The following is a 13,247-nucleotide window of genomic DNA, read 5'->3' as shown; positions in this document are numbered from 1 at the left end:
GCACCATCAATGGTGCGGCGCGCGCCCGGCGTGTGCTCGCAAGGTCTAGCTGAAAGTGCCCGCGCTCGCGAGGGCCTCGATATCGCTGTGCTCCAACCATCCCGACAACGCCTCGCTGGCATTCTCCGCAGTCAGTTCGGCGGGCTGCTTTGGCACATCGAGCTTAGTTCTGGAAAATCGCGGCGCGGGCGCCGGCTGCATAACGCCCGCCACGTCGACGTAGGTTCCGCGCGCCTTCAAGTGCGGATGCGCATAGGCTTCTTCGAGATCCAGAACCGGCGCGAAGCACGCGTCGGTGCCTTCGAGCAGCGCTGTCCATTCGGTGCGCGTCTTCGACCGGAACACTGACGCCAGCACTTCCTTCGCCTTCGGCCAGTCGTGCTCGTCAGCCTGATTGCCGAGATCCTTCGCATCGACCCCGATCCGTTCCAGCAACTGCAGGTAGAACTTGCGCTCGATCGGCCCAATAGAAACGTACTTGCCATCCGCGCATTCGTAGACCTCGTAGAACGGCGCGCCCGAGTCCAGCAGATTGGTGCCCCGCTGCCCCGCCATCATGCCACCCTCCTTCAGACCGACGAGGACAGTCATCAGCGATGCGACACCGTCGACGATCGCGGCATCCACGACTTGCCCCTTGCCTGAGCTACGCGCCTCGAGAAGACCGGCCAGGATGCCCAGCGCAAGATAGAGCGAACCGCCCGCATAATCGCCGATCACGTTCAGTGGAATGCTCGGCGGCTGGCCGCGACGGCCGATTGCGTTGAGTACGCCCGTGATCGAGATATAGTTGATGTCGTGGCCTGCGCATTGCGCGAGCGGGCCGTCCTGGCCCCAACCCGTCACGCGCCCGTAGACGAGCGCGGGATTGCGCGCGAGGCAATCGTTCGGCCCTAGTCCGAGACGCTCGAGCACGCCCGGCCGAAAACCTTCGATCAGCGCGTCTGCCTTGCCGATCAAATCGAGAACAAGCGAACGGCCAGCCGGATCCTTCAAATCGACCCGGATCGACTTGCGATTGCGTAGCGCGACGTCGTATTCGATCGGTCTCGGCAGGCCGAGCCCGGACGGCTCCTTGCGATCCACCCTGATCACCGTGGCCCCCATGTCGGCGAGCAGCATGGCGGCCACGGGCCCCGGCCCGATGCCCGCGATTTCTACGATCTTGACCCCGTTCAGCGGTCCCAATTCAGTCTCTCCAGTTGGTTAGGGCCGATGGCCGATCGATAGTTGGCAAACGGCTAGATGACGCCGCTTGAACGCAACGCGTCGATGTCCTGCTTTGACAGCTTCAGCAGGTCGCCGTAAATCTGCTCGTTGGCCGCACCCAGTTCGGTGGCGGGCACATCGAACTGAGCCGTGCTCTTCGAGAACTGGATCGGCAATCCCATGCCGACCGCCTCGATCGGTCCCAGCGTGGGATGCGTCAGATTCATCACGGCACCGCTCTCGTGCAGGCGAGGATCGTGCAGCACCTCGTTAGGACCACGCACGCGCGCGGACGGTACCCCGCGTTTCTCCAGTAATTCGAGCACGATTTCGTCCGACGCCCGCTGACGCGTCCACGCCTCGATAATCGAATTCATCTCGCTCGCGTGCTTGAGTCTTGGTCCGCGACTACTGAAGCGCGGGTCTTCGATCAAGTGGGACTGGTCCAGCGCGTCGAGCAGGCCGCGCAGCCAATCCGGATGAAACGCCGCAATGGCCACGTGGCCATCCTTGCTCGGATAAACGCCGAACGGCACCAGCCGATCCTGGAAATTGCCCGTGCGCGCCGCGTAGCCCGCCTTGCCGAACACGTCGAAATGCTCTTCCGCCACCCACGACGCGAGGCAGTCCAGCATCGACACCTTCACGAGCTGGCCTTCGCCCGTGCGGCCACGATAGATCAGCGCCGCGAGGATGCCGTTGACCGCGTACTGCGGCGCGACCAGATCCGCGATGGGCAAGCCGAAGCGCGTCGGCGGACCGTCTGCGAAGCCAGTCACTTCCATGATGCCGCTCAGCGCCTGCACGATGATGTCCATGCCCTTCAAGCCCGGGAACGCGCTCGGCTCGCCCAGCGCCTTGATCGACGCATAGATGAGCTTCGGATTGCGCTGCTTTACGCTGTCGTAATCGACGCCCAGCCGCGCAGTCGCACCTTCGCTCATGTTCTCGACCAGAACGTCAGCCTGCTCGACGAGTTGCAGAAACAGTTCGCGCCCCCGCTCCGACTTGAGATCGAGCGTGATACTTTTCTTGTTGCGCGCGCGGTTAAGAATGCTCAGCGATACTTCGCCGTCCGCCTGCGCGCCGAAATTGATGCCGTTCCCGCCGACGAACGGCGGATTCGTCCGCGCAATGTCGCCGCCGCCGGGCGCCTCTATCCGAATGACCTCCGCGCCGAGGCCGCCCAGCATCATTGATGCATAGGGGCCGGCTAGCGCCACGGTCAGGTCGAGCACCCGGATGCCCTCGAGTGGCCGCACGACCTGATTTGTCATGTTCGTCTCCTTGTAGATTGCTCGCGCCGGCGGTTCGAGTTTCCTGAACCGCGCGCCGCCGCTTAGTACGACTTTGGCAGGCCGAGCTTGCGCTCGGCGATATTCGACAGGATAAGCTGCGGAGTGACAGGTGCGATGTAGCCAATCCAGGCTTCCCGCATGAACCGTTCGACGTGATACTCCTTCGCATAGCCAAAGCCGCCATGCGTGAGCATCGAGGTCTGGCAGGCTTGCATGCAAGCCTCGGATGCCAGCAGCTTCGCCGCATTGGCTTCCGAACCGCAGGGCAGCCCCTTGTCGTAAAGATCAGCGGCCGCGAAGATCATGTGGTTCGCCGCTTCCAGCTCAGCCCAGTTGCGCGCCAACGGATGCTGGACACCCTGGTTCTGGCCGATCTGGCGGCCGAACACGACCCGTTCCTTGGCATATTGGGTTGCAAGCTTGAGCACGGCACGGCCGATGCCGACCTGCTCCGCGGCGACCAGCACGCGCTCGGCGTTCATGCCGTGGAATATGTAGCTCAGGCCCTTGCCTTCCTCACCGATCAACGACTCCTTCGACACCGGCAGGTCTTCGATGAAGAGTTCGTTGGTGTCCACCGCGGCGCGGCCGAGCTTATCGATCTCCCGGATGTCGATATAGTTTCGATCGAGCTTGGTGTAGAACAGGCTCAGCCCTTCGCTATGCTTCTTGACCTCCTCGATCGGCGTGGTGCGCGCGAGGATCAGCATGTGGTCGGCGACCTGCGCGGTCGAGATGAAGACCTTCTTGCCCGAGATCAGGTAATTACCGTCGGACTGCTTCTTCGCCACCACTTTGAGCTTGGTGGTGTCCAGTCCCGTGTCCGGCTCGGTGACCGCGAAACACGCCTTGTTCTCGCCACGGGCAAAAGGCGGCAGCCAGGCCTTCTTCTGCGCCTCCGTGCCGAAATGAACGACCGGCGCCAAGCCGAAAATGTTCATATGGATGGTGGACGCAGCCGCTTGTCCGCCACACTCGGCGACGGCGCGCATGAATAGCGCCGCCTCCGTCACGCCCAGATTCGCGCCGCCCACGTCCTCGGGCATGCAGATGCCGAGCCACCCGCCGCTGGCAACGGCTGCGAAGAACTCGTGCGGGAATTCGTGGTTCTTATCCTTGTTACGCCAGTAATCGAGCGGAAAATCCGCACAGATCTTCTGTGCTGCATCAACAATGGCAACCTGATCGGCGCTGAGTTGGTAGTCCATGGCTTAAGTTTTCCTGAAGGTGCGAAATCAAGCTTTGGCGACGGGGCGCGTCATCATCAGACCGACGCGGATCGCTTCGCAGACCACTTCGTCGCGCTGGTTCAAGCCGATGTGCCTGAACGTGACGATGCCGGAATCGTTGCGGCTCTTCGACAGGCGCGCATTCACAATCTCCGTTCGTACGTGGATCGTATCGCCATGGAACACCGGCTTCGGAAACTTGATCTCCTGGAATCCCAGGTTGCCGAGCGTCGTGCCGAGCGTCGTTTCCTGCACGGTCACACCAGCCACCAGCGCAAGCAGAAACATGCTGTTGACAAGGCGCTGTCCATAGATCGTGCCCTTGCAGTACTCGGCGTCGATGTGCAGCGGCGCGCTGTTGTAGGTCATCGCCGAGAACAACACGTTGTCGGTTTCGGTGACGGTACGGCGAATCGGGTGCTCGACCACGAGGCCTTCAACGCACTCTTCGAAGTAAAGTCCAGCCATGATTCTCTCCTGATAATTCTGGGCGGCCAGCACCGTGCCGGTCGCAATAATAGATGGATGGCCCGATCGATCAGCCGTTGAACTGACGTGCGAGTGCGATGATTTCCTTCGCGGTCTTTACGTGCGCGATGTCGATGTGCTCGCCGTCGTAGACTGTCGAAGCGCGGCCAGCGGCCTCGGCCTTTTCGAGCGCAGCGATCATGCCTTCGTAGTAGGCGACTTCATCGGCGGACGGGCTGTAGACCTCGTTGATGACAGGCACGTTGGTCGGGTGCAGCGCCAGTTCGCCGGTCATGCCGAGCTGGCGGTCCAGCAGCGACGATTCACGCAGACCTTCGAGGTCGCGAATCTGCTGCCACACGCCGCCGATTGCCATCTTTCCCGCAGCCTTCGCCGCCATCACGGCGCGCGACTTCAGGTAGTGGCTTTCACGGCCTCCCGGCGACCACACATAGCCAAGCGCACGGGCGACGTCGGCATTCTTCGCCGTCGCGCCGACCAGGCCGACGACACGTTCGCGCAGCGCGATTTCATAAGCGAGCTGCAGCGAACGCGCGGTTTCCAGCAGGGGAATGACGCGGGTCTTGCCGAGCTCGACGCCGTTGCGGTATTCCGCTTCGGTCAGCATCATCGAGATGCAGTCGAGGTCTTCCGGACCGCACGGCTTCGAAATCACGATGCCTTCGACATGCGGGCTCACCGCGGCAAGGACGTCGTCGAAATCGTACAGATGCGGGCTGCGGTTAATACGCACGTACACGCGCTGCTTCTGTTCGGCCAGCCACGCGAGCTTCGACTTGACGATGCCGCGCGCTTCCACCTTATGTTCGTGCGGAACGCTGTCCTCGAGATCGAGAATCAGTGCATCGGCCTTGGATGTGATCGACTTCTCGATCCAGGATTCCTTGTTGCCCGGCACAAACAACAACGAGCGCATCGGTTTCACGGGGGTGGTACTCATCAGACTGACCCTTTCATCAACATTGATCGGATTTACCTTACTAACGTTAGTTAGTGTGCCCTGCGGACTATCGCTTTTCCACCAGGGTTAGCCCTGGACCGCGTGCTTGAGGAGCCCGGCACATCGGATTGATGCGTACAGGATGACGCAAAAATCAAACTAACGGTAGTAAGATAAACGCTAAATGACCAGCCCTTTCGCGGCGTGGCGTGCAACGATGTCCGCCGGTACCGTATGCCCCGCGTTGGACGCAGCGGGACCGGCCTGAAGAATCGCAGCCAGGAACAGAATTCAATGACAGTACGCAACACACTCGCGCGGATCAGCGACATTCCGCGTGCATGGGCACTGCGCGCACCCGACCTCGACGCGCTGATCGACGGCGAGCGGTGCACGACGTTCGGGGAACTGTGGTCCCGCATCCGCAAGGCGCACGCCTTTCTCGAAAGCCAGGGCGCGCGGCCCGGCGATCGCGTCGTCATCGTCGGCGAGAACTGTGCGGCGCTAATCGTCTTGCTGTTCGCGGTGTCGGAACTCGGCGCATGGCCGGTCGTGGTCAACGCGCGGTTGTCGGAACGGGAACTGTCGGCGATCTGCGCGCACTGCGAGCCACGACTGATGTTCTTCACACACAAAGTGTCGGCGGAAGCGCGGCATCACGGCGAGCGTCTCGGCGCGCGCGTGATCGAAGCGGACGGCATCGGCACCGTGATGGCTTGCGACGCCGCGCTCAATGTCCACGCCGAAAGCGGGACGGCGGCACGCGAGGTCGCCCTCCTGATCTATACGTCGGGCACCACGGGCCAGCCGAAGGGCGTGATGGTCACGCATCGCGGACTGCTGCACTTCGCTCGCGTGTCCGCGACGTCACGGAACCTGGAACCGGGCGACTGCGCGTACGCAGTGCTGCCGATGTCGCACATATTCGGCATCGGCACCCTGCTTCTCGCCACGTTGTACGGCGGCGCCAGCCTTTACCTGTCCACACGCTTTGATCCGGCCGATGTGATCGAGGCGATCGAAAACGGCACGATCACGATCCTGCAGGGCGTGCCCACGATGTTCACGCGGCTCGTCAGTTTCCTTCGGGAATCTGGACGAACCATCAGCATTGCGAATCTGCGCTACCTGTACACCGGCGGCAGCCTGCTCGACCTGACGCTCAAGCGCGAGGCCGAAGCGCGTTTCGGACAGCCGCTGCACCACGGATACGGGATGACCGAGTACGCAGGCTCGCTTGCGGTCACACGCATCGAACGGCCGCGGCAGGATTGCTCCGCGGGCGAAATCGTCGACGGTGCTCAACTGCGCGTGCTTGATGAGCAGCGCCGTCCGGTGCCGCCCGGAACGCCGGGTGCGCTGTGGGTACGCGGCCCCGGGGTCATGCTGGGCTATTACCGCGCACCGCAGGCGACCACCGACGCGCTTGATCCCGAAGGCTGGCTCGACACGGGCGACATCGGCAGAATCGATGAAGACGGCGCACTGTTCATCGTCGGACGCTCCAAGGACCTGATCATCCGCTCGGGATTCAACGTTTATCCGGTCGAAGTGGAAACGGTTATCAACTCGTACACCGGCGTCAAACAGTCCGCGGTCGTCGGCCGCCGCACCGAAGACAGCAACGAGGAAGTGGTCGCGTTCGTCGAACTCGAGGCCGGCGCAAGCGCCGACCTCGACGCGTTGAAGCAATATGTGGCCGCACGCCTGTCGCCGTACAAGCGGCCGGCGCGGATCGTCGTCATTCCGGAGCTACCCACGACCACCAGCGGAAAGCTGCTCAGACACGTGCTCCGCACGATGGCGGAAAACGATCGCACCGCATTGTGATGCTGATATCTCATCCGATCGGAGTACGGAACATTCTTTCGATTGCGATTGACGCGGCCGCGCCCCGCCTTGATGTTATGGGAATACCTGTCGATTTCCGCACGCGGCACGAATGCTTCCGCGTCGCAGCGTCGTCGACGGGCCAGCCGGAGCAACACCGATTCGCGGACTGCAGCCGTTTTCCTATCCGGTTCCGCGTGGAACGGCCACGCAATGTTGGAGTAGTTCGATCATGATGACTTTATCGAAAGCAGGAACCTACCCGTCGCGTACGCCCGACCCGATGCATACATGGAAAAGCGCCGACGGCGTACGGCTCGCCGGCGACTCGTGGGGTGACCCGGACGGCACGCCCGTCATTCTGTTGCACGGCAGCGGGCAGACCCGTCACGCGTGGAGCGGAACCGGCCGTGCGCTCGGTGCGGCAGGCTTTTACGCCGTCGCCTTCGACGCGCGGGGTCATGGCGATTCGGATTGGTCACCGACCGGCAACTACAGTCAAGGCGTGATGGTCCGCGATCTCGAAGGCATCGCCGCGACATTCGGCAACCGACGGCCGATGCTCGTCGGCGCCGGACTGGGCGGTGGCACGAGCCTTCTCGCCGTCGGAGAAGGCTACCTCAATGCCAGCGCGCTGGTGCTCGTCAATATCGCGCCCTCTATCGAACCTGTGGGTGTGTCTCGCCTGCAGTCATTCATGCGGCAGCAGCCCGACGGTTTCCAGTCGCCCGACGAAGCCGCCGACGCGATCCGGCACTACCGCCCTCATTCGGCACGCGCGTTCGCGCCGGAAGTCCTGACTCGCAGCCTGCGGTGCGGCGACGACGGCAAATACCACTGGCATTGGGATCCGCACTTTCTGGCGTGGCCGCGCGACCTGGAACGCCGCCATACGCGTTTTTCGGCCAGCGCACGCAAGCTGAAGCTGCCGACGCTGCTCATACGCGGGGAAGGTTCGGAGATCGTCACTAAAGCAAGCGTGGATGAGTTCCTGCGCTTGTGTCCCCATGCGGAATATGTGGATATCCAGGATGCCGGCCACATGGTGGCGGGAGAGCGTAACGATGCATTCGGTAAGGCCGTGCTTCGCTTTCTCACGCATCAGGCCGAGGCCGATCAGGCGCCGCAGCGCCGCGCGGTTGCCTGACCGCGACGGCGCCGCCGAGATCCCCGTGGCCCGATTACCGATGGCGCCACGATAAGTAGGCACGAACGCCGCGTCTTGAGACCGGCACCCGCAAGCGCTGCCGGTCCGCGAACCGCCCTCATCGCGCCTGCAACTCAACGTCCGGCGGCAAGCCGGATGTCGTCCAGCGCGATCGGGTTATCGAGCGACGACAGGTCCCCCGGCGACTGCCCGGTGTAGACACTGCGAATCACCCGCCGCATGATCTTCGAGCTGCGCGTCTTCGGCAGGTGCGTCACCACATGCACCGCGGCCGGACGGAACGGCCGCCCCAGCCTGCCATCAACATGCTTCGCCAGACTCTGTTCGAGCTCCGCCTGCGACACCTGCGAGCCCGCCGTGCGGATCACGAATACCACCAGCTTCTGCCCCTTCACCGGATCCTCCACCCCGATCGCCGCCGCTTCGGCGATCTCCGGCAATTCGAGCAGCACCTCCTCGATCTCCGCCGGACCCACCCGCTTGCCCGCGAGCTTGATCGTGTCATCCGAGCGGCCCAGCATGAACCAGTGCCCATCCGCACGGTGCATCGCCAGATCGCCATGCACCCAGATCCCCGGAACGGCGCGCCAGTACGCTTCGAGGTAGCGCGCATCGTCCTGCCAGAACGACTGCGTCATCCCCACGAACGGCGCGCGCACCGACAGCTCGCCGATCGTATCCACCAGCGATTCGCCCGCCGGCCCGACAACATCGACCGCCACCGACGGCGACGCCGTGTTGAACCCGCCCGGCACGATCGGCCTGACCACCACGCTCGACAGCAGCGCCCCCGATACCTCCGTGCCGCCCGTGTAGTTGATGACGGGACGGCGCCCCGATCCGAACGCGTTCTGGAACCAGCTGAAATGTTCAGGATCGATGCCCTCGCCTGCGGTAATCAGCAGTTGAACCGTCGACACATCGCCCTGCATCGCAATATCTTCATTCGCCGCGAGCCCGCGGATCAGCGTCGGCGCGGAACCAAAATGCGTGATGCGGTGACGTTCGACCAGCCGCGACATGCGCGACCAGTCCGGAAAGTCCGGCGCGCCGTCATAGCACACCAGCGTCGCGCCGCGCAGCAGCGCGCTCGACAGCACCAGCGTGCCGGCGATCCACCCCATGTCGGCCGGCCAGCAGAACACGTCGCCCTGCTTGACGTTGAAATGCACCGCCGAGTCGTGCGCGATCTTCAGCGGGAAGCCGCCATGCGTGTGCACCGCGCCTTTGGGCTTGCCCGTCGTGCCCGACGTGTAGATCACCATGAACGGATCCTCGGGCAACATCCGCTCGGGCGCCGGGTCCGGCTGCGCGCCGGCAACCATGCGCCAGTCGAGCACGTTCGCACCGAATTCGATCGGCTCGTCCGCGTGCTTCCAGATCACCGTGTCGATGTCCGGCAGCCGCGTCAGCGCCTCGTCGACCAGCTTGCGCGTATCGACCCGCCTGCCGCGGCGCGAGAACCCCGTCGTGGCCACCAGCACGCGCGCGGAACACGACGACAGCCGGGACACGATGGCATCGACGCCAAAGCCGCTGAAGAGTGGCACCGCGACCGCACCCAGCCACGCAAGGCCCAGCAGCGTCACCGTTGCCTCAACACCGTTCTCCATCAGCAGGCCGACGCGGTCTCCGCGCCGCACGCCCTGTGCCTTCAGGCCTGCCGCGAACGACGCCACCCGCTGCGCCAGCTCGCTGTAGCTCAAACGCTGAACCGAGCCGTCTTCGCGCTCGGCGACGACCGCATCCTGTTGCGCCGTCGCCGGATCGTGCGCCCACTGGAGTGCGGTCCGCACCCAGTTCAGTTCGCCGCCGCGGAACCACTTCGGAAATTCCCGACCGGCCGACAGATCCGCATACGTGTGGTAATCGGTATCCCAGACGATGCCGCAGAAATCGACCACCGTTCGCCAGTAAGCGCCGGGCTGCGCATTCGAGAACGCCAGCAGCTCGTCGTAGTCCCTGAGCCCCAAACGCGCGATCAGCGCATTGACGTTCGACGTGGCGATATCGTCAGCCGTCGGATTCCACACATTCCTCTGATGTTCACTCATTGAAGTTCCAGGCGGGTAAGGTAAACATTGTCCTGTTCAGTCAGATCGGCGGCGTGTCCGGTGAAGTCGAGAAATGATGCTGGCGGATCTTCCATTCACCGTGCTGCGACACGATCACGAGTGTTGTGCGCAGGCGAGAGTTCGACGTCCGGCCGCCGCTGATCACGAACGAGAATTCGCCATAGCCTTGTGCGAGGAAACAGTCTGGCCCTAGCCGGATAAAGTGCTGCTCCACCAGCGCCAGCGTCGCGGATTCGATCACGCCGTCGTACGATGCGAAGTACTCGCGAATCGCGCTGCTGCCGACCGAGTGGCCAGGCCTGCCGCCGAAAAAGAGCGCATCCTCGGTATACACCGCGGTTAGCGTATCCGGATTCCAGTCACGGGCGGCCGCGTTCCACGCGGCCTGCACGATCGCCAGCGCGGGGCTGGCCGCGTCACTCGTTCCACTCATCGCGTTCTCCTCCTTGCGCGTCTTACACCATCCGCATCACATCTTCCGTCGCCACGCGGGAAGAGCGGAAGGCATTGGCGGGATGCTCCGTGTCGGCATAGCCGAACCCGATACCGCAGATGAACTTCCGCTCGTCGCCGATTCCGAAGTAGCGGCGGATGAAACCGGCATGATTCGCAAGTGCGGCCTGCGGCGACGTCGCCACACCATGCGCGCGCGCCGCCAGTAGGAACGACGCGACGAACGCTCCGCAGTCGACCGCCGCATACGGCCCGAGTTCGGCCGGCATCGTCAGCAGCGCGACGTGCGGCGCACCGAACAGCCGGAAGTTCTCGGCAACCTGCCGGGCGCGCGCTTCCTTGTCGCTGCGCTCGATGCCGAGGGCAGCGTAGAGTGCGTAACCCACTTCCCGGCGACGGTCGCCGTACGCGCCGCGATACTCCTCCGGAAACGGAATGTCGGAGTCGACCTCGGGATGCCGCGCGGCATGGTCGGCGAGCGCGCTGCGAAACGGCTCGGTCGTCTCGCGAGACGTCACAAGCACGTGCCATGGCTGCACGTTGCACCATGACGCCGTCCGCTTCGCAATATCGACGATGCTCTCGATCACTTCTACCGGAATGGCATCGGGCCGATACGCTCGACAAGTGAAGCGCTCGGACGACAGGCGGCGGATCGTCTCCACATCCGCCATCAACGGGACGCTGGAAGAAAGGCTTTCGGTTTTTGACTGCACGGGATAACGCCCCTTTTCTTGCTGACTGATGATCTGAATCATACATCAATCTACCATTTGTTAGGTTGATGCTCCGGTTCTCCCGGTCAATGTCCACGTGCGTACATGAAGGACCCCATGTCGCGCTGATCTATCGTCGGTTTCACATATTCGGATAGTTAGGGCCGCCACCACCTTCCGGCGTCACCCACACGATGTTCTGGGTCGGGTCCTTGATATCGCAGGTCTTGCAATGCACGCAGTTCTGCGCATTGATCACGAGACGCTCGCTGCCGTCGTCGTTCTTCACGAACTCATATACCGCGGCCGGGCAATAACGCGCTTCCGGACCGGCATAGGTCTGCCAGTTCACATTCACCGGCACCGAAGGATCTTTCAGCGTCAGGTGAGCCGGCTGGTTCTCTTCGTGATTGGTGTTCGAGATGAACACCGAAGAGAGCCGGTCGAACGTCAGCTTCCCATCGGGCTTCGGATACGCGATCTGCTTGCATTGCGAAGCAGGTTTGAGCATCTCGTGGTCCGAGTGCTGGTGATGCAGCGTCCAGGGCACGTTGCCGCCCAGCAGCTTCTGCTCCACGCCGACCATCAAGGTACCGAGGTACAGGCCCTTGCTCATCCATTGCTTGAAGTTGCGCGCACGATGCAGTTCCGTGTGCAGCCACGAGGTCTTGAACGACTCCGGATAGGCCGTCAGCTCATCGCTGGTGCGGCCCGCCTGCGCGGCATCGAATGCCGCATCGGCGGCCAGCATGCCGGTCTTGATCGCCGCGTGCGAACCCTTGATTCGTGACGCGTTCAGGAAACCGGCATCGTCACCGACCAGCGCGCCACCCGGGAACACCAGCTTCGGCAGCGACAGCAGGCCACCTGCGGTGATCGCCCGCGCGCCGTACGACACGCGCTTGCCGCCTTCGAGCACCGCGCGGATCGCCGGATGCGTCTTGTAGCGCTGGAATTCCTCGAACGGTGACAGATACGGGTTCGTGTAGCCGAGACCGACCACAAAACCCACCACCACCTGGTTGTTGTCCATGTGATAGAGGAACGAGCCGCCGTACGTGTCGTTCTCAAGCGGCCAGCCGGCCGTATGCATCACCAGACCCGGCTTGTGTTTCGACGGATCGATTTCCCACAGTTCCTTGATGCCGATCCCGTAGACCTGCGGATCGACGCCTTCGCGCAGCTTGAATTTATCGTTCAGTTGACGGCCCAGATGCCCGCGCGCGCCTTCGCAGAACAGCGTGTACTTCGCGTGCAGTTCCATGCCGAGCTGGAAGTTCTCGGTCGGCTGACCATCTTTGCCGATGCCGAGATTGCCGGTTGCAACACCCTTAACCGAACCATCGTCGTTATAGAGGATTTCAGCCGCCGGAAAGCCCGGGAAGATCTCGACGCCCAGCGCTTCGGCCTGCTGACCCAGCCAGCGCGTGACGTTCGCGAGGCTGATCACGTAATTGCCGTGATTCTTGAAGTTTTCCGGGAGCGCCCAGGTCGGCACGCTCTTCGAACCGGTTTCGGTGAGGAACAGGAACTTGTCTTCGGTCACGTCCACCGTGAGCGGCGCGCCTTTTTCCTTCCAGTCCAGAATCAGTTCGGTGATGGCGCGCGGATCCATCACCGCGCCCGACAGGATATGAGCCCCGATCTCCGAGCCTTTTTCCAGTACGCACACGCCAATCTCGACGCCTTTTTCAGCCGCCAACTGCTTCAGGCGGATCGCTGCGGACAGGCCAGCCGGGCCGCCGCCGACGATCACAACGTCGTATTCCATCGACTCGCGCGGACCGTATTGCTCAATGAGGCTGGTATGTGGCATGTGGTGATTCAAATCGTGTTGATG

Annotated in this window: 11 protein-coding genes; 2 read left to right on the top strand and 9 right to left on the bottom strand. The window is 62.9% G+C overall.

Annotation, left to right across the window (positions count from 1 at the left end):
• Nucleotides 1–45: 45 nt before the first annotated feature.
• The 5 genes from ACUN0E_RS29030 to ACUN0E_RS29010 form a co-directional block, all read right to left on the bottom strand.
• A complete protein-coding gene (locus ACUN0E_RS29030; protein ID WP_445568781.1) occupies nucleotides 46–1,188 on the bottom strand; it encodes a CaiB/BaiF CoA transferase family protein in 1,143 nt (380 codons plus the stop codon).
• Between the two features lie 53 nt (nucleotides 1,189–1,241).
• Nucleotides 1,242–2,486 carry a CaiB/BaiF CoA transferase family protein gene (locus ACUN0E_RS29025; RefSeq protein WP_445568780.1) on the bottom strand — a complete coding sequence of 415 codons (1,245 nt, stop codon included), beginning with the start codon at nucleotides 2,484–2,486 and terminating at the stop codon, nucleotides 1,242–1,244.
• A 62-nt stretch (nucleotides 2,487–2,548) separates the two neighbouring features.
• Nucleotides 2,549–3,715: an acyl-CoA dehydrogenase family protein gene (locus ACUN0E_RS29020; RefSeq protein ID WP_445568779.1), complete on the bottom strand. Its 1,167-nt coding sequence runs from the start codon at nucleotides 3,713–3,715 to the stop codon at nucleotides 2,549–2,551.
• A gap of 27 nt (nucleotides 3,716–3,742) precedes the next feature.
• Nucleotides 3,743–4,204, bottom strand: a complete 462-nt coding sequence (locus tag ACUN0E_RS29015; RefSeq protein ID WP_445568778.1) for a MaoC family dehydratase — start codon at nucleotides 4,202–4,204, stop codon at nucleotides 3,743–3,745.
• 70 nt (nucleotides 4,205–4,274) lie between these two features.
• Nucleotides 4,275–5,165, bottom strand: coding sequence for an HpcH/HpaI aldolase/citrate lyase family protein (locus tag ACUN0E_RS29010; protein ID WP_445568777.1), 891 nt, complete (start codon nucleotides 5,163–5,165; stop codon nucleotides 4,275–4,277).
• A 294-nt stretch (nucleotides 5,166–5,459) separates the two neighbouring features.
• Here ACUN0E_RS29010 and ACUN0E_RS29005 point away from each other — a divergent pair, with 294 nt between their 5' ends.
• Together ACUN0E_RS29005 and ACUN0E_RS29000 are read left to right on the top strand one after the other, a co-directional pair.
• A complete protein-coding gene (locus ACUN0E_RS29005) occupies nucleotides 5,460–6,995 on the top strand; it encodes a class I adenylate-forming enzyme family protein (protein ID WP_445568776.1) in 1,536 nt (511 codons plus the stop codon).
• A gap of 232 nt (nucleotides 6,996–7,227) precedes the next feature.
• Nucleotides 7,228–8,142 (top strand): alpha/beta fold hydrolase, encoded by a 915-nt coding sequence (locus tag ACUN0E_RS29000; protein WP_445568775.1) that lies wholly within the window; start codon nucleotides 7,228–7,230, stop codon nucleotides 8,140–8,142.
• 134 nt (nucleotides 8,143–8,276) lie between these two features.
• Here ACUN0E_RS29000 and ACUN0E_RS28995 read toward each other — a convergent pair whose 3' ends face one another.
• The 4 genes from ACUN0E_RS28995 to ACUN0E_RS28980 all read right to left on the bottom strand — a co-directional run bounded on the left by ACUN0E_RS28995 (nucleotide 8,277) and on the right by ACUN0E_RS28980 (nucleotide 13,223).
• On the bottom strand, nucleotides 8,277–10,217 hold the full coding sequence (locus tag ACUN0E_RS28995; RefSeq protein WP_445568774.1) for an AMP-binding protein: 1,941 nt from the start codon (nucleotides 10,215–10,217) through the stop codon (nucleotides 8,277–8,279).
• Between the two features lie 40 nt (nucleotides 10,218–10,257).
• On the bottom strand, nucleotides 10,258–10,671 hold the full coding sequence (locus tag ACUN0E_RS28990) for a YybH family protein (protein ID WP_445568773.1): 414 nt from the start codon (nucleotides 10,669–10,671) through the stop codon (nucleotides 10,258–10,260).
• 22 nt (nucleotides 10,672–10,693) lie between these two features.
• Nucleotides 10,694–11,365 (bottom strand): nitroreductase, encoded by a 672-nt coding sequence (locus ACUN0E_RS28985; protein ID WP_445570537.1) that lies wholly within the window; start codon nucleotides 11,363–11,365, stop codon nucleotides 10,694–10,696.
• A 184-nt stretch (nucleotides 11,366–11,549) separates the two neighbouring features.
• Nucleotides 11,550–13,223, bottom strand: a complete 1,674-nt coding sequence (locus ACUN0E_RS28980) for an electron transfer flavoprotein-ubiquinone oxidoreductase (RefSeq protein WP_445568772.1) — start codon at nucleotides 13,221–13,223, stop codon at nucleotides 11,550–11,552.
• Nucleotides 13,224–13,247 lie beyond the last annotated feature (24 nt).

The organism is Paraburkholderia sp. D1E (assembly GCF_052682275.1).
This window is presented reverse-complemented; position numbering and strand designations above follow the sequence as displayed.

What these genes read in the sequence shown, in the direction of transcription:
- ACUN0E_RS29025 (WP_445568780.1), bottom strand. Translation starts at nt 2,486, where the DNA reads ATGACAAATCAGGTCGTGCGGCCACTCGAGGGCATCCGGGTGCTCGAC.
- ACUN0E_RS29020 (WP_445568779.1), bottom strand. Translation starts at nt 3,715, where the DNA reads ATGGACTACCAACTCAGCGCCGATCAGGTTGCCATTGTTGATGCAGCA.
- ACUN0E_RS29015 (WP_445568778.1), bottom strand. Translation starts at nt 4,204, where the DNA reads ATGGCTGGACTTTACTTCGAAGAGTGCGTTGAAGGCCTCGTGGTCGAG.
- ACUN0E_RS29010 (WP_445568777.1), bottom strand. Translation starts at nt 5,165, where the DNA reads ATGAGTACCACCCCCGTGAAACCGATGCGCTCGTTGTTGTTTGTGCCG.
- ACUN0E_RS29005 (WP_445568776.1), top strand. Translation starts at nt 5,460, where the DNA reads ATGACAGTACGCAACACACTCGCGCGGATCAGCGACATTCCGCGTGCA.
- ACUN0E_RS29000 (WP_445568775.1), top strand. Translation starts at nt 7,228, where the DNA reads ATGATGACTTTATCGAAAGCAGGAACCTACCCGTCGCGTACGCCCGAC.
- ACUN0E_RS28995 (WP_445568774.1), bottom strand. Translation starts at nt 10,217, where the DNA reads ATGAGTGAACATCAGAGGAATGTGTGGAATCCGACGGCTGACGATATC.
- ACUN0E_RS28990 (WP_445568773.1), bottom strand. Translation starts at nt 10,671, where the DNA reads ATGAGTGGAACGAGTGACGCGGCCAGCCCCGCGCTGGCGATCGTGCAG.
- ACUN0E_RS28985 (WP_445570537.1), bottom strand. Translation starts at nt 11,365, where the DNA reads ATGGCGGATGTGGAGACGATCCGCCGCCTGTCGTCCGAGCGCTTCACT.
- ACUN0E_RS28980 (WP_445568772.1), bottom strand. Translation starts at nt 13,223, where the DNA reads ATGCCACATACCAGCCTCATTGAGCAATACGGTCCGCGCGAGTCGATG.